The 19,536-nt window shown below is 72.4% G+C and carries 21 protein-coding genes; 13 read left to right on the plus strand and 8 right to left on the minus strand.

The window, feature by feature from the left end:
• The first annotated feature begins 122 nt into the window (after positions 1 to 122).
• From fba to RGE_RS02335, 9 genes are all read left to right on the plus strand, one after another.
• The gene (gene fba, locus RGE_RS02295; RefSeq protein WP_014426686.1) at positions 123 to 1,187 is read left to right on the plus strand and encodes a class II fructose-bisphosphate aldolase; all 1,065 of its coding nucleotides are present in this window, start codon (positions 123 to 125) and stop codon (positions 1,185 to 1,187) included.
• Positions 1,188 to 1,302: 115 nt separating this feature from the next.
• Positions 1,303 to 2,205, plus strand: a complete 903-nt coding sequence (locus RGE_RS02300; RefSeq protein ID WP_014426687.1) for a phosphoribosylaminoimidazolesuccinocarboxamide synthase — start codon at positions 1,303 to 1,305, stop codon at positions 2,203 to 2,205.
• A 4-nt stretch (positions 2,206 to 2,209) separates the two neighbouring features.
• Complete coding sequence (locus tag RGE_RS02305) at positions 2,210 to 3,313, plus strand: hypothetical protein (RefSeq protein WP_014426688.1); 1,104 nt, start codon at positions 2,210 to 2,212, stop codon at positions 3,311 to 3,313.
• Between the two features lie 19 nt (positions 3,314 to 3,332).
• On the plus strand, positions 3,333 to 3,845 hold the full coding sequence (gene purE, locus RGE_RS02310; RefSeq protein WP_043783736.1) for a 5-(carboxyamino)imidazole ribonucleotide mutase: 513 nt from the start codon (positions 3,333 to 3,335) through the stop codon (positions 3,843 to 3,845).
• Positions 3,842 to 5,002: a 5-(carboxyamino)imidazole ribonucleotide synthase gene (locus tag RGE_RS02315; protein WP_014426690.1), complete on the plus strand. Its 1,161-nt coding sequence runs from the start codon at positions 3,842 to 3,844 to the stop codon at positions 5,000 to 5,002. The genes purE and RGE_RS02315 overlap by 4 nt, the downstream gene beginning before the upstream one ends.
• Before the next feature lie 8 nt (positions 5,003 to 5,010).
• Positions 5,011 to 5,985: an L-threonylcarbamoyladenylate synthase gene (locus tag RGE_RS02320; RefSeq protein WP_014426691.1), complete on the plus strand. Its 975-nt coding sequence runs from the start codon at positions 5,011 to 5,013 to the stop codon at positions 5,983 to 5,985.
• A gap of 39 nt (positions 5,986 to 6,024) precedes the next feature.
• Positions 6,025 to 6,990: an SGNH/GDSL hydrolase family protein gene (locus RGE_RS02325; protein ID WP_014426692.1), complete on the plus strand. Its 966-nt coding sequence runs from the start codon at positions 6,025 to 6,027 to the stop codon at positions 6,988 to 6,990.
• Positions 6,991 to 7,126: 136 nt separating this feature from the next.
• Entirely contained in the window at positions 7,127 to 8,344 is a 1,218-nt protein-coding gene (locus RGE_RS02330; RefSeq protein WP_043784517.1) for an SGNH/GDSL hydrolase family protein, read from the plus strand.
• A 34-nt stretch (positions 8,345 to 8,378) separates the two neighbouring features.
• Positions 8,379 to 9,038, plus strand: a complete 660-nt coding sequence (locus RGE_RS02335; RefSeq protein WP_014426694.1) for an OmpW/AlkL family protein — start codon at positions 8,379 to 8,381, stop codon at positions 9,036 to 9,038.
• 72 nt (positions 9,039 to 9,110) lie between these two features.
• Here RGE_RS02335 and RGE_RS02340 read toward each other — a convergent pair whose 3' ends face one another.
• Positions 9,111 to 9,392: a SemiSWEET transporter gene (locus RGE_RS02340; RefSeq protein WP_014426695.1), complete on the minus strand. Its 282-nt coding sequence runs from the start codon at positions 9,390 to 9,392 to the stop codon at positions 9,111 to 9,113.
• Positions 9,389 to 10,810 (minus strand): D-alanyl-D-alanine carboxypeptidase/D-alanyl-D-alanine endopeptidase, encoded by a 1,422-nt coding sequence (gene dacB / locus RGE_RS02345; protein ID WP_014426696.1) that lies wholly within the window; start codon positions 10,808 to 10,810, stop codon positions 9,389 to 9,391. The genes RGE_RS02340 and dacB overlap by 4 nt, the downstream gene beginning before the upstream one ends.
• Before the next feature lie 31 nt (positions 10,811 to 10,841).
• On the opposite strand from dacB, the gene tsaB reads away from it, so the two are divergent.
• From tsaB to RGE_RS02360, 3 genes are read left to right on the plus strand one after another with little or no spacing between them, the layout of a single operon-like run.
• A complete protein-coding gene (gene tsaB, locus RGE_RS02350) occupies positions 10,842 to 11,627 on the plus strand; it encodes a tRNA (adenosine(37)-N6)-threonylcarbamoyltransferase complex dimerization subunit type 1 TsaB (RefSeq protein ID WP_014426697.1) in 786 nt (261 codons plus the stop codon).
• Positions 11,624 to 12,094, plus strand: coding sequence for a ribosomal protein S18-alanine N-acetyltransferase (rimI, locus tag RGE_RS02355; protein WP_014426698.1), 471 nt, complete (start codon positions 11,624 to 11,626; stop codon positions 12,092 to 12,094). Before tsaB ends, rimI begins: the two co-directional genes overlap by 4 nt.
• On the plus strand, positions 12,084 to 12,917 hold the full coding sequence (locus tag RGE_RS02360; RefSeq protein WP_014426699.1) for a uracil-DNA glycosylase: 834 nt from the start codon (positions 12,084 to 12,086) through the stop codon (positions 12,915 to 12,917). Before rimI ends, RGE_RS02360 begins: the two co-directional genes overlap by 11 nt.
• Positions 12,918 to 12,974: 57 nt before the next feature.
• On the opposite strand, the gene RGE_RS02365 is transcribed toward RGE_RS02360, so the two are convergent.
• Entirely contained in the window at positions 12,975 to 14,420 is a 1,446-nt protein-coding gene (locus RGE_RS02365) for a sensor histidine kinase (protein ID WP_310732399.1), read from the minus strand.
• A gap of 91 nt (positions 14,421 to 14,511) precedes the next feature.
• A complete protein-coding gene (gene glmU / locus RGE_RS02370) occupies positions 14,512 to 15,885 on the minus strand; it encodes a bifunctional UDP-N-acetylglucosamine diphosphorylase/glucosamine-1-phosphate N-acetyltransferase GlmU (RefSeq protein WP_014426701.1) in 1,374 nt (457 codons plus the stop codon).
• A 22-nt stretch (positions 15,886 to 15,907) separates the two neighbouring features.
• Here glmU and RGE_RS02375 point away from each other — a divergent pair, with 22 nt between their 5' ends.
• A complete protein-coding gene (locus tag RGE_RS02375) occupies positions 15,908 to 16,777 on the plus strand; it encodes a DUF6279 family lipoprotein (protein ID WP_014426702.1) in 870 nt (289 codons plus the stop codon).
• Positions 16,778 to 16,781: 4 nt separating this feature from the next.
• Here RGE_RS02375 and RGE_RS02380 read toward each other — a convergent pair whose 3' ends face one another.
• Genes RGE_RS02380 through RGE_RS02395 form a run of 4 tightly spaced genes read right to left on the minus strand, consistent with a single transcriptional unit; the run spans position 16,782 to position 19,525 of the window.
• Positions 16,782 to 17,393, minus strand: a complete 612-nt coding sequence (locus RGE_RS02380) for a DUF4136 domain-containing protein (protein WP_014426703.1) — start codon at positions 17,391 to 17,393, stop codon at positions 16,782 to 16,784.
• Positions 17,390 to 18,325 carry a tRNA 2-thiocytidine(32) synthetase TtcA gene (gene ttcA / locus RGE_RS02385; protein ID WP_014426704.1) on the minus strand — a complete coding sequence of 312 codons (936 nt, stop codon included), beginning with the start codon at positions 18,323 to 18,325 and terminating at the stop codon, positions 17,390 to 17,392. The genes RGE_RS02380 and ttcA overlap by 4 nt, the downstream gene beginning before the upstream one ends.
• Entirely contained in the window at positions 18,322 to 18,714 is a 393-nt protein-coding gene (locus RGE_RS02390; RefSeq protein WP_014426705.1) for a dihydroneopterin aldolase, read from the minus strand. The genes ttcA and RGE_RS02390 overlap by 4 nt, the downstream gene beginning before the upstream one ends.
• A gap of 7 nt (positions 18,715 to 18,721) precedes the next feature.
• Positions 18,722 to 19,525 carry an SDR family oxidoreductase gene (locus RGE_RS02395; RefSeq protein WP_014426706.1) on the minus strand — a complete coding sequence of 268 codons (804 nt, stop codon included), beginning with the start codon at positions 19,523 to 19,525 and terminating at the stop codon, positions 18,722 to 18,724.
• Between the last annotated feature and the right edge of the window lie 11 nt (positions 19,526 to 19,536).

A 19,536-nucleotide genomic window follows, 5' to 3' on the forward strand; every position in this document is an offset into this window, starting at 1 on the left:
CATACCCGCCTGCGGCCCGGTCGTACCCGGGGCGCGGCGGGGGCCAGTGGCTAGAATCTTCCGCATGCCCGGCGCGCGTCGCGCGGCCGGGCGCCACCTATTCACTCCGCGGGAAGACCACCATGCCACTCGTCTCGATGCGTCAACTGCTGGATCACGCCGCCGAAAACGGCTACGGGATCCCGGCCTTCAACGTCAACAACCTCGAGCAGGTGCAGGCCGTGATGTCGGCCGCCGCGGAGGTCGGTGCTCCGGCCATCCTGCAGGCCAGCGCCGGCGCCCGCAAGTACGCCGGCGAGGCCTTCATCAAGCACCTGATCCAGGCCGCCGTCGAAGCCTTCCCGACCGTGCCGCTGGTGATGCACCAGGATCACGGCCAGAGCCCGGCGATCTGCCGCGGCGCCATCGACCTGGGCTTCGGCTCGGTGATGATGGACGGCTCGCTGATGGAAGACGGCAAGACGCCGTCGAGCTACGAATACAACGTCGACGTGACGCGCAAGGTCGTCGCGATGGCGCACGAGGTCGGCGTCACCGTGGAAGGCGAACTCGGCTGCCTGGGCTCGCTGGAGACCGGCGAGGCGGGCGAGGAGGACGGCATCGGCGCCGTCGGCAAGCTCGACCACTCGGCTCTGCTGACCGACCCCGAGCAGGCCGCCGACTTCGTCAAGCAGACCCAGCTCGACGCGCTGGCGATCGCCATCGGCACCAGCCACGGCGCCTACAAGTTCTCGCGCAAGCCCACCGGCGACATCCTGGCGATCTCGCGCGTCAAGGAGATCCACGCGCGCATCCCCAACACCCACCTCGTGATGCACGGCTCGTCGTCGGTGCCGCAGGACCTGCTGGCGCTGATCAACCAGTTCGGCGGCAAGATGAAGGAGACCTACGGCGTGCCGGTCGAGGAGATCCAGGAAGCCATCAAGCACGGTGTTCGCAAGATCAACATCGACACGGACATCCGCCTGGCGATGACGGCTGCGGTGCGCAAGTTCCTCGTCGAGAACCCCGAGAAGTTCGACGCCCGCGAGTGGCTCAAGCCCGCGCGCGAAGCCGCCAAGCAGGTCTGCAAGCAGCGCTACCTGGAGTTCGGCTGCGAAGGCCAGGGCGCGAAGATCAAGCCGCTGGCGATGAGCGAGATGGCGCAGAAGTACGCCACGGGCGCGCTGGCCCAGCTGGTCAACTGAGGCCCGTGCGCGGGCGCTGAAGCGTCCGTCGCCCAGACGAGGAGGGGGCCACCACCGGGGCCCCCTCGTGCATTTTCCGCCCCAAACTTTTGACGCGGTCCGCCCGCGAAAGCGCATGAGCAACGCCCTGTACCAGTCCGATCTCCACTCGCTGCCGCTGCTGGCGCGGGGCAAGGTGCGTGACAACTACGCCGTCGGCGAAGACCGCATCCTGATGGTCGCCAGCGACCGTCTGTCGGCTTTCGACGTCGTGCTCGACGACCCGATCCCGGGCAAGGGCGAGCTGCTGACGCGCATGGCGCTGTTCTGGTTCGACAAGCTCGGCGCCATCGTGCCGAACCACCTCACGGGCGAGGACCCGGTCTCGGTCGTCGCCGCCGACGAGGTGGCCCAGGTGCGCGGCCGCTCGATGCTGGTCAAGCGGCTCAAGGGCTTGCCGGTCGAAGCCGTGGTGCGCGGCTACCTCGCCGGTTCGGGCTGGAAGGAGTACCAGCAGAGCGGCACCGTCTGCGGCGTCGCGCTGCCGCCGGGGCTGAAGAACGCCAGCCGTCTGCCGCAGCCGATCTTCACGCCGGCCACCAAGGCCGCGGTCGGCGACCACGACGAGAACATCCCGTTCTCGCGCATGGAAGAGATGATTGGCGCCGAGCTCGCCGCCAAGGTGCGCGAAGTCTCGATCCGCCTGTACGAAGCGGCCGCGGCGCACGCGCTGACGCGCGGCATCATCATCGCCGACACCAAGTTCGAGTTCGGCCTCGACGAACACGGCACGCTGACGCTGATGGACGAGGTGCTGACGCCCGACTCCTCGCGCTTCTGGGAAGCTGCCGGCTGGCGCGAGGGCGAGAACCCGCCGAGCTACGACAAGCAGCCGGTGCGCGACTGGCTGGAGACGGCCACCGTCGACGGCCAGCCCTGGAACAAGCGTGCCCCGGCGCCGCGCCTGCCGGCCGAGGTGGCCGCGGCCAGCACCGCGCGCTACGCGCTCGCCTGCGAGCGCCTCACCGCGCCGGCATGACGCCATGAGCCGGCTGCTCGCCCGTCTCGACCACGAGCTTGCCGGCTGCCGCGATCCGCTTCGGCGTGCCGAACTGGCCGCCGAACGCGCCTGCCACCTCGCGCGTGTCGGCGACATCGCCGGCGCGCAGAACGTCGCCGCGCAACTGCGGCGCGACCACGGCGACGGCCGCGCCAGCCGCATCGCCGTGCGCATCATGCTGCTCGAAGGGCTGATCCTGTTCTTCGACAACATGGATCCGGCCGCCGCCGACCGCATCCTGCGCGCCCACACGGTGGCGATGGCCTGGCGCCACGACGACCTGATCCGGCTGACGGCCTCGTGGCTGGCGCACATGCATTTCGTGCTCGGCGACTTCGGCGCGATGGTGCAGGCGCTGGGCGCCTGTTTCGACCGGCCGGGCGCCTGCATCGAGGCGAGCAGCCGGGTCTGCGTCGTCGTCGGCACCGCGCACCAGTTCGCCGGCGACGCACAGGCCGCGCGGCCCTGGTACGAACGCGCGCGGCGCGAGGCCATCACGCTCGGCGACGACGCGACGATCGGTGCCCTGGTCTTCAACCGCCCGGCGATGTCGCTGGTGACGCTGCGGCTGGACGCGCTGTACGGGCGCCTGGACGCGGACGAGCTGCGCATGGCGGCCATCGGCGTCGAATCGGCCTGGGCCTATTGCCTGGGCGCACACCAGTATTCGCTGATGCAGCTGATGCGGGTTTGCCGCGCCCGCATCGCGATGCTGTCGGGCGAGCCGGAGCGCGCGGTCGTGCTGTTCGACGAGCTGCTGCAGCCGCAGGACACGCGCTTCGGTTTCCATGCCGACCGGTTGGTGCCCGAGATCGAACGTGCGGCCTGCCTGGCGGCCGCCGGCCGCGTGCATGACGCGCGCATCGCCTTCGAGGCGCTCGATCCCTCGCTGTACGTGCAGTTGGCAGTCGAAGACCGGCTGCTGTTCCTGCTGCAGTACGCCGCGCTGTCGCAGGCGCTGGGCCGACCCGAGCAGGCCGCCGAATGGGCCGGCGCGCTGGCCGAGGTCCGGGGAAGGTACGATTCCGAGATTGACCGCCTCAAAACGGCGCTGGCGGGCCTGAGCCTGTCGCGCCTGGCGGCCTGATCTGCAAGGAATCGTCCACTTGAGTTCCCCCGACACCCCGGCGCGCACGCCGCGCGTGGCCATCGTCCTCGGCTCCTCCAGCGACTGGGAGACGCTGCGTGGCGCGGCCGAGCTGCTGCAGGAGTTCGACGTGCCTTACGAGGCGCGTGTGCTGTCCGCGCACCGCATGCCCGACGAGATGTTCGCTTTCGCCGAAACGGCGCGCGAACGCGGCCTGCGCGCGATCATCGCCGGCGCCGGCGGTGCCGCGCACCTGCCGGGCATGGTCGCCGCCAAGACCACGGTGCCGGTGCTCGGCGTGCCGGTGGCCAGCCGCCACCTGCAGGGCGTGGACTCGCTGTACTCCATCGTCCAGATGCCCAAGGGCATCCCGGTGGCGACCTTCGCGATCGGCGCTGCCGGCGCGGCCAACGCGGCGCTGTTCGCGGTGGCGATGCTGGCCGCCGACGACGAGAGCCTGCACGCCCGGCTCGCCGCGTTCCGCGCGCGCCAGACCGAGGCGGCGCGGGCGATGACGGCCGACCTGAAGTGAATACGCCGCTGCTTCCCGGTGCCGCGCTCGGCGTGATGGGCGGCGGCCAGCTCGGCCGCATGTTCGTGCACGCCGCGCAGACCATGGGCTACCGCACCGTCGTGCTCGAGCCCGACGCCACCAGCCCGGCCGGGCTCGTCGCCCACCAGCATGTCGCCGCGGCCTATACCGACGCCGCCGGGCTGGCCGAACTGGCGGCGTCCTGCGATGCGGTGACGACCGAGTTCGAGAACGTGCCGGCCGATTCGCTGCGCACGCTGGCCGAACGGGTGCCGGTCGCCCCGGCCGCGGCCGCGGTCGAGATCTGCCAGGACCGTGCCGCCGAGAAGCGCCACTTCCAGCGCTCGGGCGTGCCCTGTGCGCCCTTCGCGACGATCGAGACTGAAGCCGACCTCGCCGCGGCCGCCGGCCTGCTGCCCGGCATCCTGAAGACCGCGCGCCTGGGCTACGACGGCAAGGGCCAGGCCTCGGTGGCCACGGCCGATGAACTGGCCGCTGCCTGGCAGCGCCTGGGCCGCGCCACCTGCGTGCTCGAGAAGCGCCTGCCGCTGGCGCTGGAGCTGAGCGTCATCGTCGCGCGCGGGCGCGACGGCGCGCTGGTGCACCTGCCGGTGCAGCAGAACCTGCACCGCGACGGCATCCTCGCCGTCACCCAGGTGCCGGCGCCGGGTGTGTCGCCCGGGCTCGCCGCCCAGGCCATCGACTGCGCCGGCCGGCTGGCCGCGTCGATGGACTACGTCGGCGTGCTCTGCGTCGAGTTCTTCGTGCTCGCCGACGGCAGCCTGGTCGCCAACGAGATGGCGCCGCGGCCGCACAATTCGGGCCACTACAGCCTGGACTCCTGCGACGTCTCGCAGTTCGAGCTGCAGCTGCGCACGCTGGCCGGCCTGCCGCTGGCCGCGCCGCGCCTGCATTCGGCGGCGGTGATGCTCAACCTGCTCGGCGACCTCTGGTTCCCCGGCGAAACCAGCGAGCCGCGCACGCCCGACTGGGCCGGCGTGCTGGCGCTGCCCGGCGTCGCGCTGCACCTGTACGGCAAGACCGACGCGCGGCGCGGGCGCAAGATGGGCCACCTGACCGTCACCGCGGCCGATGCCGCGGGCGCACGCGCCACCGCGCTCCGGGTCTGCGAACGCCTGGGCCTGCCGGCGTTCTGAACACGAAGATGCCGATCCTCGACGGAACCCTGCCTGCGGCCATCACCAGTGCCGCCGAACGCCTGCGCGACGGCGGTCTCGTCGCCTTCCCGACCGAGACGGTCTACGGCCTGGGCGCGCGCGCCGACCACGACGTCGCCACCGCGGCGGTGTTCGCCGTCAAGGGCCGGCCCGACGACCACCCGCTGATCGTGCATGTCGCCGACGCGGCCGCGGTCGCCGAGTTCGCCGAAGCGCCGGGCCCGGTGGCCGAGGCGCTGATGGCGCGCTTCTGGCCCGGCCCGCTGACGCTGATCCTGCGCCGCCGTGAAGGCCGCGGCGAAGCCGCTGCCGGCGGCCAGGCGACGATCGGCATCCGCATGCCCTCGCATCCGGTGGCGCAGGCGCTGCTGCGCGAGGCGGTCCGGCTGGGCGTGCACGGCGTCGCGGCGCCGAGCGCCAACCGCTTCGGCCGCGTCAGCCCGACGACCGCGCAGCACGTGCGCGGCGAGTTCGGCGACGGCCTGCTGATCCTCGACGGCGGCGCTTGCGAAGTCGGCATCGAGTCGGCGATCGTCGACTGTTCGGGCGAACGGCCGGCGCTGCTGCGCCCGGGTGCGCTCGACCGGCGCGAGATCGAGGCCGTCATCGGTGCGCCGCTGGCCGCGCCGGGCGCCGATTCGCCGCGCGCCTCGGGCACGCTGGAGTCGCACTACGCGCCGGCGGCCAAGGTCCGCCTCTACGACTCCGCGTCACTGACGGCCATGCTGGCGAAACCGGCGCCGGCAGGCGTCGCGGTATATTCCCGCGTCGTTCCGTCGCCGGCGTCCGGCGTGCGTCATCGGCCGATGCCGGCCGATCCCGCGGCCGCCGCGCACGAGCTCTTCGCGGCGCTGCGCGGCTTCGATGCCGCCGGTGCCTCGGTCGTCTGGGTCGAGCAGCCGCCAGCGGGTCCCGAATGGGACGGCGTGCGCGACCGCCTCACCCGCGCTGCCGCCGCCTGAACCTACGCCATCGCGCGCTGCCCCCGTCTCGGAGTCCACATGTCTCTCTTCCTGAATCGCGGCCAAACCCTGCGTCGCGTCGTCGGCAGCATCGCCATCGCCGCCGCGCTGGCAGCCTGCGGCGGCGGCACCTCGCAGTACGACAAGTTCGAGCCCGGCCGCGTCATCGCCTTCGGCGACGAGAACAGCCTGCTGACGTCCGAGGGCAAGCGCTGGTCGATCAACAACATCACGACCGACGAGACGACCAAGGTGGACACCTTCTCGTGCTCGTCCAACCCGATCTGGGTGCAGCGCGTGGCGTCCAACTACGACTACGTCTTCGCCGAGTGCAACCCGAAGAGCGCCGCGGTGAAGGCCTTCTTCCGGGCGTCCAACGGTGCGGTCGTGGACGACCTGCAGGCCCAGATCGACGCCCAGGTCGCCGCCGGCGGCTTCCGCAGCGACGATCTGACGACCGTGATGATCGGCGCCAACGACATCCTGGCGCTGTATAAGCAGTACCCGACGCGCACTGCGGATGACCTGAAGAACGACGCCGCCGACCGCGGCAAGGCGCTGGCCAAGCAGGTCAACCGCATCGTCGAGCTCGGCGGCAAGGTGCTGCTGTCGGACCTGCCGGACATGGGCCTGTCGCCGTACGCGCTGGCCGAGAAGGCGGCCAACACCGACGTCGACCGCGCCGAACTGATCACCTCGCTCGTCGACGCCTTCAACGTCGCGCTCGGCACCAACATCCTGATCGACGGCCGTTATATCGGCCTGGTGCAGTCGAACACCCGCAGCAAGCTGATGAAGAAGTCGCCGGGCAGTTTCGAGTTGAAGAACGTGAAGGAGTCCGCCTGCCTGGCCAGTGCCGAGTTGCCCGATTGCAACACCAAGACCTTGGTCGAAGGTGCGGGCAACAGCACCTATCTCTGGGCCGACGAATGGCACTTCAGCCCTCGTGCGCACTACGAATTCGGCCGTCTGGCGATCGCCCGCGCTGAAGACAACCCGTTCTGACGCCACGCGGCCGCGCGCCGCGACCACGGGTTTCCGCTGACCGGGGTGGCCCCGGGCACGCTTATAGTCGCCTCGCCAAATTAGAACGAACGTTCGTGATGACGTTCGAATATAGGAAGAAAGCGGGGCAGATATGATGAAGATGCGCAGAGGCGTGCTCGCGGCCGCCATCAGCGCGGCGTTGCTGGCGGCGTGCGGCGGCGGCAGCAATCCCGACCCGGCGAGCGAAGGCCCGTCCGGTGCTCCGACGACGGTCGGGGCCTTCAGCGCCGTGGTGTCCTTCGGCGACAGCCTCAGCGACGTCGGCACCTACGCGCCTGCGACCTCGCTGGCCGGCAACGGCACGGCCCCGTACTTCGGCGGCAAGTTCACGACGAACACCGACTCGGCGACCGGCGACCTGATCTGGATCGAGCGCGTCGCGGCGACGCTGGGCATCACGATCACGCCGGCCGACGTGGGCTTCGCCGGCAGCTCGGTGGCCTGCCCGGCGGCGCTGCAAAGCGCTGCGCTGGCCGGCACCTGCACCGCGTACGGTCAGGGCGGCTCGCGCGTCACCGATCCCAACGGCATCGGCCATACCAAGAACGGTGCACCCGCTGCGCTGACGGTTCCGGTCTCCACCCAGATCGACCACCACCTCGCGCGCTTCGGCAGCTTCAAGGATACCGACCTGGTCATCGTCTGGGCCGGCAACAACGACGCTTTCATCCAGCTGCAGACCTTCGTCGCCACGGCTCAAGCCATCCAGGCCAAGGTCGCCGCCGGTGAGCTGACGGCCGACCAGGGCAACAAGCAGCTCTACGACGCGCAAAGCGCGGCGCAGGAAGGCATGAAGGAAGCTGCCCACGAACTCGCCGGCTACGTGAAGACCAAGATCCTGGCTCACGGCGGCAAGTACGTCGCCATCGGCAACCTGCCGAACTCGGCGCTGACGCCGCAGTTCCAGGCCTATCCGGCCAGCATCCAGGGCGTTCTGACGACGCTGACCGAGACCTTCAACCTGTGGCTGAAGTCGGGCCTTGACGGCCAGCCGGTGCAGATCATCGACATGGCCGCCATCGGCGCCGCCGCGTACAACGCGCCGGCCACCTACGGCTTCACGAACATCACGACGCCGGCCTGCAGCGCCGCCAAGATCAGCGCCATCACCGGCGGTCAGGTCACCGATGGTTCCTCGCTGTTCTGCAACGCGACGACCGGCATGCCCTACAACGGCCTGACCAGCGGCGCCGACCCGGCGACCTGGTTCTTCGCCGATGGCGTGCACCCGACCAGCGGCGGGCATGCGTACTACGCCCAGCAGGTGCTGGAGCAGTTGCGCAAGTTCGGCTGGGTTGCCGCCGCGCAGTGACGGCCACGCGAACGCCACGACAAGGAATCACGACATGAACAAGACGATTCGCGCCCTGGCGGTGCTGGCGCTCGCGGTCGGTGCCGCCGGCGTCGCCCAGGCCCAGGACCAGACGCCGGACTACAACGTCAACGTGGTCAAGCTCGGCCTCACCCGCTACGACACGCACGCCAAGACCAACGGCGTTCAGGGTCTAGGCGTGCCGGCCGGCGCCGACGCGACGACCAGCGACGCGACGACGGTGGTCTTCATCTACGAGCGCATGGTGTCGCCCAACATCGGCGTCGAGCTCGTGCTCGGCAAGCCGCCGACCATCAAGGGCTACGCCGCGGGTTCCGTCGACTACCTGGGCAAGGTCGTCGAAGCGGACTCGGTCGCGCCGACGCTGCTGTTCAACTACCACTTCGGCGAACCGAGCGACAAGTTCCGCCCGTACCTCGGCCTGGGCATCAACTACACCCACTTCTCCAACCGCAAGTCGCCTTACGGCTGGAAGATCCACATGGAGAACTCGTGGGGCCCGGCGGCCGAAGCCGGCTTCTCCTACAAGTTCGACAAGACCTGGGGCATGTTCGCCAGCGTCGCGGTGCTGAAGGTCAAGAGCGAGCTCGTCGGCGAAGGCGCCGCGGTCATCAAGACGACGATCGACTACCGTCCGGTCGTCTACACGGCGGGCGTCAGCTACAGCTTCTGATCCGCACGCCAGGGAGCGCTCGCGCTCCGTCCTCCGAGGCCCGCCGGCACCGCCCGCGGGCCTCGTGTCGTTTCAGGCCCCGTCGCGGCGCCGGTTCCGGCGTTCGATCGACAGCTTCATCCCGAGGATCGTCGCCGCCAGGCCCAGCGTCGCCGCGTTGGCGGCGATGATCGGCCACTCGCCGAGCGCGACGCCGTAGGCCAGCCACATCGCGACACCGGCGGTGAACACCGCGTACATGCCCAGCGAGATGCCGCTGACGTCGCGCGTGCGCAGCGTCAGCAGCGCCTGCGGCACGAAGGCCGCGGTGGTCAGCGTCGCGGCCAGGTAGCCGATCGTGTCGGTGAGCGTCATGGTGTCGTGGCGGGCGGAGCGTCGCGTGCGGTCCACTGCAGCAGCGCGTCGAAGGCCGGCCGCGCGGCGGCGGCGTTGGGATGCTGGACCAGCGCGACGAAGGCGTAGCGCCGGCCGCTGTCGGCGAACACGTAGCCGGCCAGCGCCGCGACGTCGCGCAGCGAGCCGGTCTTCAGGTGCGCGCGGCCCGGCACCAAGGCCTTGGCGCGCCGCATCGTGCCGTCGATGCCGGCCACCGGCAGCGAGGCGACGAACTCGGGCATCGCCGGACTGGCGTAGCCGCGTTCGAGCAGGCGCGCCAGCAGCCCGGCGCTCAGCCGCGTCGCGCGCGACAGCCCCGAGCCGTTGTCGACGACGGTGCCCGCGGGCAGCGGGCCCAGCGCCTCGTCCAGCCAGTCGCGCAGCGCGGCGCGCGCGCCGGCGGCGTCGGCCGGCAGGTCGGGGCGGCGCTGCAGCGCCAGCGTGCGCGTGATCTGCTCGGCCATCGTGTTCTGGCTGAGCTTGTTCATGTCGCGCAGCAGGTCCGCCAGCGGCGGCGAACGAAGCTCGAAGCTGGGCGCGACGTCGCGCGGCGCGAGGCCTGGGCGTGCACGCCCGCCCAGGCGGCCACCGGCCTCGGTCCACAGCGCTTCCAGCAGGCGCGCGTCGTAGCTCGCCGGGTCGGGGTCGGCGACGTACCAGGCGAGTTCGCCGCAGGCCGCCGGGTAGCGGCCGGCAAAACGCACCGTCGGCCCGAAGCTGGCGCCCAGCGCCGTGCGCCAGTCGCTGCACGGGGCGGCAGACAGCGGCACCGTGGGCTGCACCGCGGTGCGCGCCAGCGGCGGGTCGGCGAGCACGCGCGCGACGCCGGCGCCGGGGTCGGGCACGAAGGTGTAGCCGACGGTGCGAAAGCTCGGCAGCAACGCCGCCGGCTGCACGTTGTAGGGCCGGGACGGGTCGCCGTCGAAGTCGCCGGCGGCCGCTTCCGGCGCCGCGAAAGCCGAGCCGTCGAGCACGATGTCGCCGCGGATCTCCAGCACGCCCATCTGGCGCACGCGGCGCAGCGCGGCGCGCAGGCGGTCGGCACTGAGCTGCGGGTCGCCGCGGCCCTGGATGACGAGCGAGCCTTCGAGCACACTGTCGCGGATCTCGCCCTGCAGCCAGACCGGCGTCGCCCAGGTCCAGCCGGTGCCCAGGCGCTCCAGCGCGGCCAGCGTCGTCAGCAGCTTGGTCACCGAGGCCGGGTTCTGCGGCAGATCGGGCTGCCAGGCCAGGCGCGTCGGGCCAGCCGGCAGCTCGCGCACGACGACGGCCAGCGCCGACGCCGGCACGCCGGCACGTTCGAGCGCGGCGCGGGCCTCGGCGGGCAGCGTCTGCGCCCGTGCGGCCAGCGCGGCGAGCGCGAACACGAGGCAGGCGAGGGCGCGCGGCAGGCTCATCCGGCGATGATCGCACGGCTAAACTCGGCCGATGCCCGATCCGTCCCTCCCGCCCGGCGCCGCCGCCGTGGCGAGCCCCGAGGCGGCGCGTCTGCTCGCCTTCGACACCTCCACCGAACGCATGGCCGTCGCGCTCGCGGCGCCGCACGGCGCCTGGACTGCCGACGAAGCCGGCGGCGCGCTCGCGTCCGCCGCCTTGCTGCCCACCGTGCAGGCGCTGCTCGCGCGCGCCGGCCTGGTGCTGGCCGACGTCGACGCCGTCGCCTTCGGCCGGGGGCCGGGCGCGTTCACCGGCTTGCGCACGAGCTGCGCCGTGGCCCAGGGCCTGGCGTTCGGCATCGGCTGCCCGGTGCTGCCGGTCGACAGCCTGCTGATCGTCGCCGAGGACGCCCGCGTCCAGCTCGCGCCCGACGCCGCCGAGTTCGAGGTCGACGTCGCGATGGACGCGCGCATGGACGAGGTCTACGCCGCACGCTGGCGCTGGGCCGACGGGCGCTGGAACGAAGTCGTCGCGCCGGCGCTGTACACGCTGGAGGCTTTCGCCGCGATGACCGCCGGCAGCCGCGGCGCGGTGGCCGGCAGCGCGCTCGCCGCGTTCGGCGAGCGCCTGGGCCTTGCGCCCGGCCGCCCCGGCGTGGCCCGCGAACACGACCGCCCGGCCGCGCTGCTGCGTCTGGCGCGCGCCGCCTGGGCCGCCGGCCAGGGCGTCGACGCGGCGCTGGCGCTGCCGCTGTACCTGCGCGACAAGGTCGCGCTGACGACGCGCGAACGCGAGGCGGTGCGTGCCGCGAAGGACGCCGCGGAGGCTGGTCGGTGAGTGTCGCCACGCTGCGCGCGATGACGCTGGGCGACGTCGACGCCGTCGTCGCCGTCGAGGCCACGGCCTACGAGTTCCCGTGGACCCGCGGCAACTTCGTCGACTCGCTGGCCGCGGGTTACGAGGCCTGGGTGCTGGAGGATGCCGGTGCCCTCGTCGGCTATTACGTCGCGATGGTCGGCGTCGACGAGATGCATCTGCTCAACGTCACCGTCGCGCCGGCGCTGCAGCGTCGCGGCCTGGGGCGGCGGCTGCTCGACGAGCTCGATGCACGCTGCCGCACGCTGGCGCTGCCCATCGTCTGGCTGGAGGTGCGCGCGAGCAACGAACGTGCGATCTCGGTCTACCTTCGCCGCGGCTTCGCGCCGGTCGGGCGCCGGCGCGGTTATTACCCGGCGGCGCAAGGCCGCGAGGACGCGATCGTGATGAACCGGCGCGTGCCGCAGGAGGCCGGCGATGTGGTCTGACCGCCAGGTCGCGATGCTGCGCGCGATCGGCGTGCGGCTGTGGCAGCCGCCGGTCGCCAAGGCGCCGGCGGAAGAGGCTGTCGAGGTGACGCCGGCGCCGGTCGTCGAAGTCGCTCCGCCCGCGCCCGTCACCCCACCGCTGCGCCCCGAGCCGCGCCCGGCCGCGCGGCCGTCCCAGGCGTCGCCGCCACCGCCGCCGGCCGTCGTCGAGCTCGGCGCCGTCTCGGGCCTGGACTGGCAGCCGTTGCGCGAGGCCGTCGCCGGCTGCACGGCTTGCGCGCTGTCGCAGAGCCGCACGCAGACCGTGTTCGGCGTCGGCCACCCGCAGGCGCACTGGATGATCGTCGGCGAGGCGCCCGGCGAGCAGGAAGACCTGCGCGGCGAGCCCTTCGTCGGTCCGGCCGGGCAACTGCTCGACGCGATGCTGCGTGCGCTGTCGATGTCGCGCGAGGCCGAAGGCGAGCCGGCGCAGCGCGTCTACATCGCCAACACGCTGAAGTGCCGCCCGCCGCGCAACCGCAATCCGGCACCCGAGGAGCTGCAGCGCTGCGAGCCATTCCTGGTGCGCCAGATCGAGCTGGTGAAGCCGCGCATCATCCTCGCGATGGGCCGTTTCGCGGTCCAGGCGCTGCTGCGCAGCAGCGAGCCGATCGGCAAGCTGCGCGGCCGCGTGCACCGCTACCAGGGCGTGCCGCTGGTCGTCACCTACCACCCGGCTTACCTGCTGCGCAACCTGCCCGACAAGGCGCGCGCCTGGGACGACCTCTGTCTGGCGGCGGCGGTGGCCGAACGCGCGGGCGCCGGCCTCAGCCCTCGCGCGTGAAATCGCGCTCGGGCCTGAGTCTGGCGCAGCAGGCCTTCCGGCCTCCTGCGTCCCGGCTCAGGAAGCTGGCCAGCTGAGCGTGTAGAGCGCGCTGCCCGGGCCGCCGCGGCGGCAGGCCAGGCGCGCGCCGGCGCGTTCGGCCAGCCGCGCCGCGAGTTCGTGCGCCAGCCCGCTGCCGTCGGGGCGCGCGCCGCCGCAAGGGGCGGGCGGCGCGTCGAGCTCGCTGCCGCGGCCCAGGGCCAGCTGGACCTCGGCGTCGACCAGGCGCACCGCCAGCACCAGTTCGGCACCGCTGCCTTCGCGCAGCGCCTGCGCGGCCAGCGTGCGCACCAGGCGTTCCACGCTCGGCCGGTCGGCCTCGATCGGTGCCGCAGTGGCCGGCAGGGCCGTCGCCAGCATGCAGCCGGCGTGCTCGGCCAGCGGCGCCAGGCGCGGCACCATGACGCGCAGCAGCGCCGCCAGGTCCAGCGGCTCGGGTGCCGGCGGCGCCGCGCCGGACTGCAGCTGCGCCAGCGCCAGCAGCTGCTCGATCAGCGCCAGCAGCTGCTCGCCGCTCTGCCGCACGATGGCCAGCTGGCGCCGCTGCTCGTCGTTGAGCTCCCCGGCGCGCTGCATCAGCAGCAGCCCCGAGAAGCCGATGATCGCGTTCAGCGGCGTGCGCAGCTCGTGGCTCATCGTCGCCAGGAAGCGGTCCTTGGCCTGATTGGCGACGGTCAGCTCGATGTTCTTCTCCTGCAGCGCCTGCTCGAAGCGCTTCTCGGCGGAGATGTCGCGGATCGCGCTCATCACGTAGTGCACGTCGCCGACGGCCAGCGGGCTCAGGCTGATCTGCACCGGGAACTCGGCGCCGTCGCGGCGGCGGCCGAAGAGCGCCAGCCCGGCGCCCATCTGGCGCACCGCCGGCCGCTCGAGAAAGCGCAGCCGGTGCGCGACGTGGGCGGCGTGGAAGCGCGCCGGCAGCAGCGTCTCGATCGGCTGGCCGACGATCTCCGCGCGCACGAAGCCGAACAGGCGCTCGCACTGGCCGTTGAAGAGCACGATGCGGCCGATCTCGTTGACCATCGCGTCGGGCACCGACTCCAGCAGGTCGCGGAAACGCTCCTCGACGAGCCGCGTGTCGCGCGAGATCGTCAGCGCGGTGACGTCGCGCTCGCAGATCGCGTAGCCCTGCAGCCTGCGGTCGCTGCTGAAGACGGCGCGCAGCGCGCTGTCGGCGTGCAGCAGCGTGCCGTCCTGGCGCCGGCGCAACACGGCACGCGCGGTGACGTTGCCGTCGCGGGCGCGCTCGCGCCGCCCCTGCTCCTCGCGGGCCGCACCCGGCGGCACGACGAGCTCGTCCCAGCGCCGGCCGAGCGCCTCGTCGGCGGTGTAGCCGAAGAGCGCCTCGGCGCCGGGGTTCCACAGCAGCACGCGGCCGTCGTCCGCACACAGCGCCATCGCATCGGGCGACTGCTCGAACAGCAGGCGCTGCAGCTGCAGCGCGTCGGTGGCGGCGGTGTCCAGCGGGCCCTCCTGACGGCGGTCGTTCGCCGCCTGCCTCGCGGCGTCGGCCGCGAGGCAGGCGGGAAGAGGGCAATCGGCTTGCCCGCCGGGCTCAGGCCTTGGGCGCCTTCTTCGGCCGCTGCCAGCCCGGCAGGCTGGCCTGGCGCGCGCGTGCCACCGTCAGCTGGCCGGCCGGCGCATCCTTGCCGATCGTCGAGCCGGCGCCGATGGTGGCGCCGTCGCCGATCGTCACCGGGGCGACGAGCACGCAGTTCGAGCCGATGTGCGCATCGGCGCCGATCACCGTGCGGTGCTTGTTGGCGCCGTCGTAGTTGGCGGTGATGCTGCCGGCGCCGTAGTTGACGCGCGGGCCGACCGTCGCGTCGCCGAGGTAGGCCAGGTGGTTGGCCTTGGCACCGTCGGCCAGCCGCGAGTTCTTCACCTCGACGAAATTGCCGATGTGCACCTCGCGGCCGAGCTCGGCGCCCGGACGCAGCCGCGCGAACGGGCCGACCAGCGCGCCAGCCCCGACCGTGGCGCCTTCGACGTGGGTGAACGGGTGCAGCACCGCGCCGGCGCCGATCTCGGCGTCGCGGATGACGCAGTTGGCGCCGATCGAGACGCCGTCGCCGAGCACGACGCGGCCTTCGAAGACGCAGTTGACGTCGATCTCGACGTCCTGGCCGCATTCGAGCGTGCCGCGCTGGTCGAAACGTGCCGGGTCGGCCAGGCGCACGCCGGCGGTCATCAGCGCCTCGGCGCGCTGGCGCTGCAGGCGGCGCTCAAGGTCGGCGAGCTGCGCCGGGCTGTTGACGCCCAGCACCTCGGTCTCGCCCGAGGCCGCCGCGGCGACCACCGCCACGCCTTCGGCGACCGCCATGCCGACGATGTCGGTCAGGTAGTACTCGCGCTGGGCGTTGTCGTCCTTCAGCGCCATCACCCAGCGTTTGAGCAGCGCCGTCGGCGCGGCCATCATGCCGGTGTAGACCTCGCGGATCGTGCGCTGCGCGTCGCTGGCGTCCTTGTGCTCGACGATCGCTGTCACCGCGCCCGCGGCGTCGCGCACGATGCGGCCGTAGCCGCTGGGGTCGGCGAGTTCGACGGTCAGCAGCGCCAGGCGTTCGCCGCCGCAGGCCGCGGCCAGCGCCGCGGCGGTCTCGGGGCGGATCAGCGGCACGTCGCCGTTGAGGATCAGCGTGGTGTCGGCGGCGTCGTCCAGCGCCGGCACCGTCTGCTGCACGGCGTGGCCGGTGCCCAGCTGCGGCTGCTGGCGCACGAAGACCGCGCCGCTCGCCGCCACCGCGGCTTCGACCTGCTCGGCGCCGTGGCCGGTGACGACGACGGTGCGCATCGCCCCCAGCGGGGCGGCGGCATCCAGGACATGCTGCAATAGGCTGCGACCGCCGAGCCGGTGCAGCACCTTCGCCCGCGCCGACTTCATCCGCGTGCCTTTGCCCGCGGCCATCACGACGACGTTCAATGCCATGAGACGGTCCTTGTTGAAAGCGATGATTATCGCGGCCGCCCTGGTGCTCGCCGGCTGCAGCGCGCTGCGCCTGGGCTACGACAACGGCCCCCGACTCGTGTGGTGGTGGCTCGACGGCTACATGGACTTCGACTCGCGCCAGGCGCCGGCGGTGCACGCGGCGATCGCACGCTGGTTCGCCTGGCACCGCGCCAACGAGCTACCGCGCTACGCCGCGCTGCTGCAGGAAGCCGGCGCCGCGATGCCGCAGGCCACGACGCCCGAGGCCGTCTGCCGCTGGACCGATCGCCTGCGCGACGCGCCGGCGGCGGCCGTCGACCGCGCGCTGCGCGAGGCGACGCCGCTGGTCGCCGGCCTCGGCGAGCCGCAGCTGCGCCACCTGGAGCAGCGCTACGCCAAGCGCCTCGCCGAGATGCGCGAGGAGTACCTGCAGCCCGACCCCGCCGAGCGCCGCAAAGCCTCGGTGGAGCGCGCGGTTGAACGTTTCGAGGAGCTCTACGGCCGGCTCGACGCCGCCCAGCGCCGCGTCGTCGCCGAGGGCGTCGCCGCGTCGCCGTGGGACGCGGAGGCCTGGGTCGCCGAGCGCGACCGGCGCCAGCGCGAGGTGGTGCAGACGCTGCGCCGGCTGGTCGTCGAACGTGCCGATGCCGACACGACGCTGGCCGCGCTGCGCACGCTGGCCTCGCGTTCGGAACGATCGGCCGATCCGGCTTATCGCGAGTTCCAGGCGAAGCTGGACGCCTACAACTGCGGCTTCGCCGCGCGCGTGCACAACGCGACGACGGCGGCGCAGCGCGAGCGGGCGCGTGATCGCCTGGCCGGCTGGGAGCGCGACCTGCGCTCGCTGGCCGCCGACGCGGGCGCGCCGGCGCCAGCGGCGGTGTCGCCCTGAGGGCTCAGCGTGCGTCGGGTGCCAGCGGCACGACGACGCGGTGCGGGTTGACGCCGGTCTTCGGGAAGTCCAGCAGCGCGGCGGCGAACATCGCCGCCAGCGTCGGGTCGTCCAGGCCGCGGTTGCTGTCCAGGCTGGCGCGAGCCTCGAACAGCGGCTGGCCGCTGGCGCGGTCGCGCAGCAGCAGGGCGACCTCGCCTTCGTAGCGCGCGACGCGGTCCATGTAGCCGGGGCCCCAGTACGGGCCCGGGCCGTACCACGGCGAATGGCGCCAGTAGCCCCAGCCGCCGCGCCACCACATCGGGTCGTCCCAGACGATCTGCTCGGCGCGCGTGACGCGGGCGCCCACCTGCACCAGCACGTCGGGCGACTGGCCGGCGGCGGCCGGCGTGAAGCCGGCCTTCTCCAGCGCCGGGCGGGCGGCGAGCTCCAGGCGCTCGGTCTCGGCAGCGCGCGCCTGCTGCGAGGGCAGGCGGTCGAAGGCGTAGGTGCCGGGCGCGCGTTCGGCGGGCCAGGAGCCGTAGCTGGAGACGTCGGCGGTGACGTTGTTCAGGCCGGCGCAGCCGGCGAGCAGGGCGGCGGCGGCGACGGCCGCGGCGCCGATCCAGGTCTTCATGGCGTGTCCTCGGAGTCCGGGGCGATGCGCAGCGCGCCCGGGGTCGGCGGCGGCGGCGCGCAAGGCTCTTCGTCGAAGGCCTTGTCGCCGTCCGCGTCGGCCACGCCGGTGGCGCGCAGCGTCTCGAAAGGATAGAGCTTGCGATCCATCATGTGCGAAGGAACGATGTTGCCCATCGCGGTGAACATGTTGTCGATCCGCCCCGGGTACTGGCGTTCCCATTCGCGGATCATCTTCTTGGTCTGAACGCGCTGCAGGTTCTCCTGGTTGCCGCACAGCGAGCAGGGGATGATCGGGAACGCGCGGTGTTCGGCCCAGCGCTCCAGGTCGGTCTCGGCGACGTAGGCCAGCGGCCGGATGACCACGTGGCGGCCGTCGTCGCTGACCAGTTTGGGCGGCATACCTTTCATCCGGCTGCCAAAGAACATGTTCATCAGCAGCGTGACGACCATGTCGTCGCGGTGGTGGCCGAGCGCGATCTTGGTCGCGCCGATCTCGCTGGCGACGCGGTACAGCACGCCGCGGCGCAGCCGCGAGCACAGGCTGCACATCGTCTGGCCTTCGGGTACCAGGCGCTTGACGATCGAGTAGGTGTCCTGCTCCTCGATGCGGAACTCGACGCCGCGGCTCTTCAGGTAGGCCGGCAGCACCTCGGCCGGGAAGCCGGGCTGCTTCTGGTCGAGGTTGACGGCGACGATCGAGAAGTCGATCGGCGCGCGCTGGCGCATCGACAGCAGGATGTCCAGCAGCGCGTGGCTGTCCTTGCCGCCGGACATGCAGACCATCACGCGGTCGCCGGCCTCGATCATGTTGAAGTCGCCGATGGCCTGGCCGACCTGGCGGTGCAGGCGCTTGGACAGCTTGTTGGCTTCGAAGGCGGCCTTCTTCGCCGCCGCGGCGTCGGTGGTGATCGTGTCCATCGTCGTGTTCATTCCTTGCAGCCGAAGACCTCGACGCCGACCGCGGCGCAGTCGGGGTAGACGTCGGGCTTCTCGGTGGAGACGCGCGCCGCGCGCACCATCGGGTGCGCCATAAGCGCGCGCAGCAGGTCGTCGGCCAGCGTTTCCTGCAGGTGGATGTGGCCGCGCGCGACGCGCTCGGCGACGGTGCGGCGGATGAAGTCGTAGTCCAGCACCTCGTCGAGCCGGTCCTCGCGTGGCGTCGAGATCGCCAGCGGCACCCAGAGGTCGACGTTGATGACGATGCGCTGCTCGCCCTGCTTCTCGAAGTCGTGCACGCCGATGTTGACGTGGATCTCGTGCTCGCGCAGGAACAGGCGCCGGCAGTCGCGCAGCGTGGCGGAGAAGGGGAGGCTCTGCATGGTGGGGTCAGCCTTGGCGGGCGAGGAACAGCACGTCGCGCGCCTGGGCCTGCAGATGCTGGCCCCCGTCGACGAGGATCGTGGTGCCGGTGATGGCCGGCGATTCGAGGACGAAACGCACCGCGCGCGCGATGTCGGCGGGCGTGGAGGAACGGCCGAGCGGCGTCATCGTGTGCGCCTCGGCGAACTCGGTGGCGTCCATGTCGCCCGAAGGCAGCGTGACGCCGGGCGCGACGCCGCAGACACGCACCGCCGGCGCCAGCGCCTGGGCGAGCAGCGTCGTCGCCTCGCGCAGCGCGGCCTTGGCCAGCGTGTACGAGAGATGGTCGGGGTTCGGGTTCCAGAGCTTCTGGTCGAGCAGGTTGACGACGACGCCGCCGCCGGCGCGTGCCAGCGCGCGCGCCAGCACGACGGCCGGCGCGACGTTGGCGCGCCAGGCGCGCTCCATCGCCGCGTAGCCGAAGTCCTCGACGGTGTCGTACTCGAACAGCGAGGCGTTGTTGACGACGGCGTCGACGCGGCCGAACGCCGCCTGCACCGCCGGCAGCAGCGCTTCGCACTCGGCCTCGACGGCGAGATCGGCGGCGAAGGCCTGGCCGCGTGCGCCAACCGAGGCCAGCGCGCGCACCGCGGCTTCGGCGTCGGCGGCCGAGTCGCGGTGGTGCACCGCCACGTCCCAGCCGTGGGCGGCGAGTTCGAGCGCGATGGCGCGGCCGATGCGCCGCGCGGCGCCGGTGACGAGCGCTACCGGACGGCTGCCGCCCGCGGCGTCTGCGCTGCCGACGTGGGCTCCGAGCTGAGCTGTTCCCATGCTTCCTACAA

This window comes from Rubrivivax gelatinosus IL144 (assembly GCF_000284255.1).
GTDB classification, from domain to species: Bacteria; Pseudomonadota; Gammaproteobacteria; order Burkholderiales; family Burkholderiaceae_C; genus Rubrivivax; species Rubrivivax gelatinosus_A.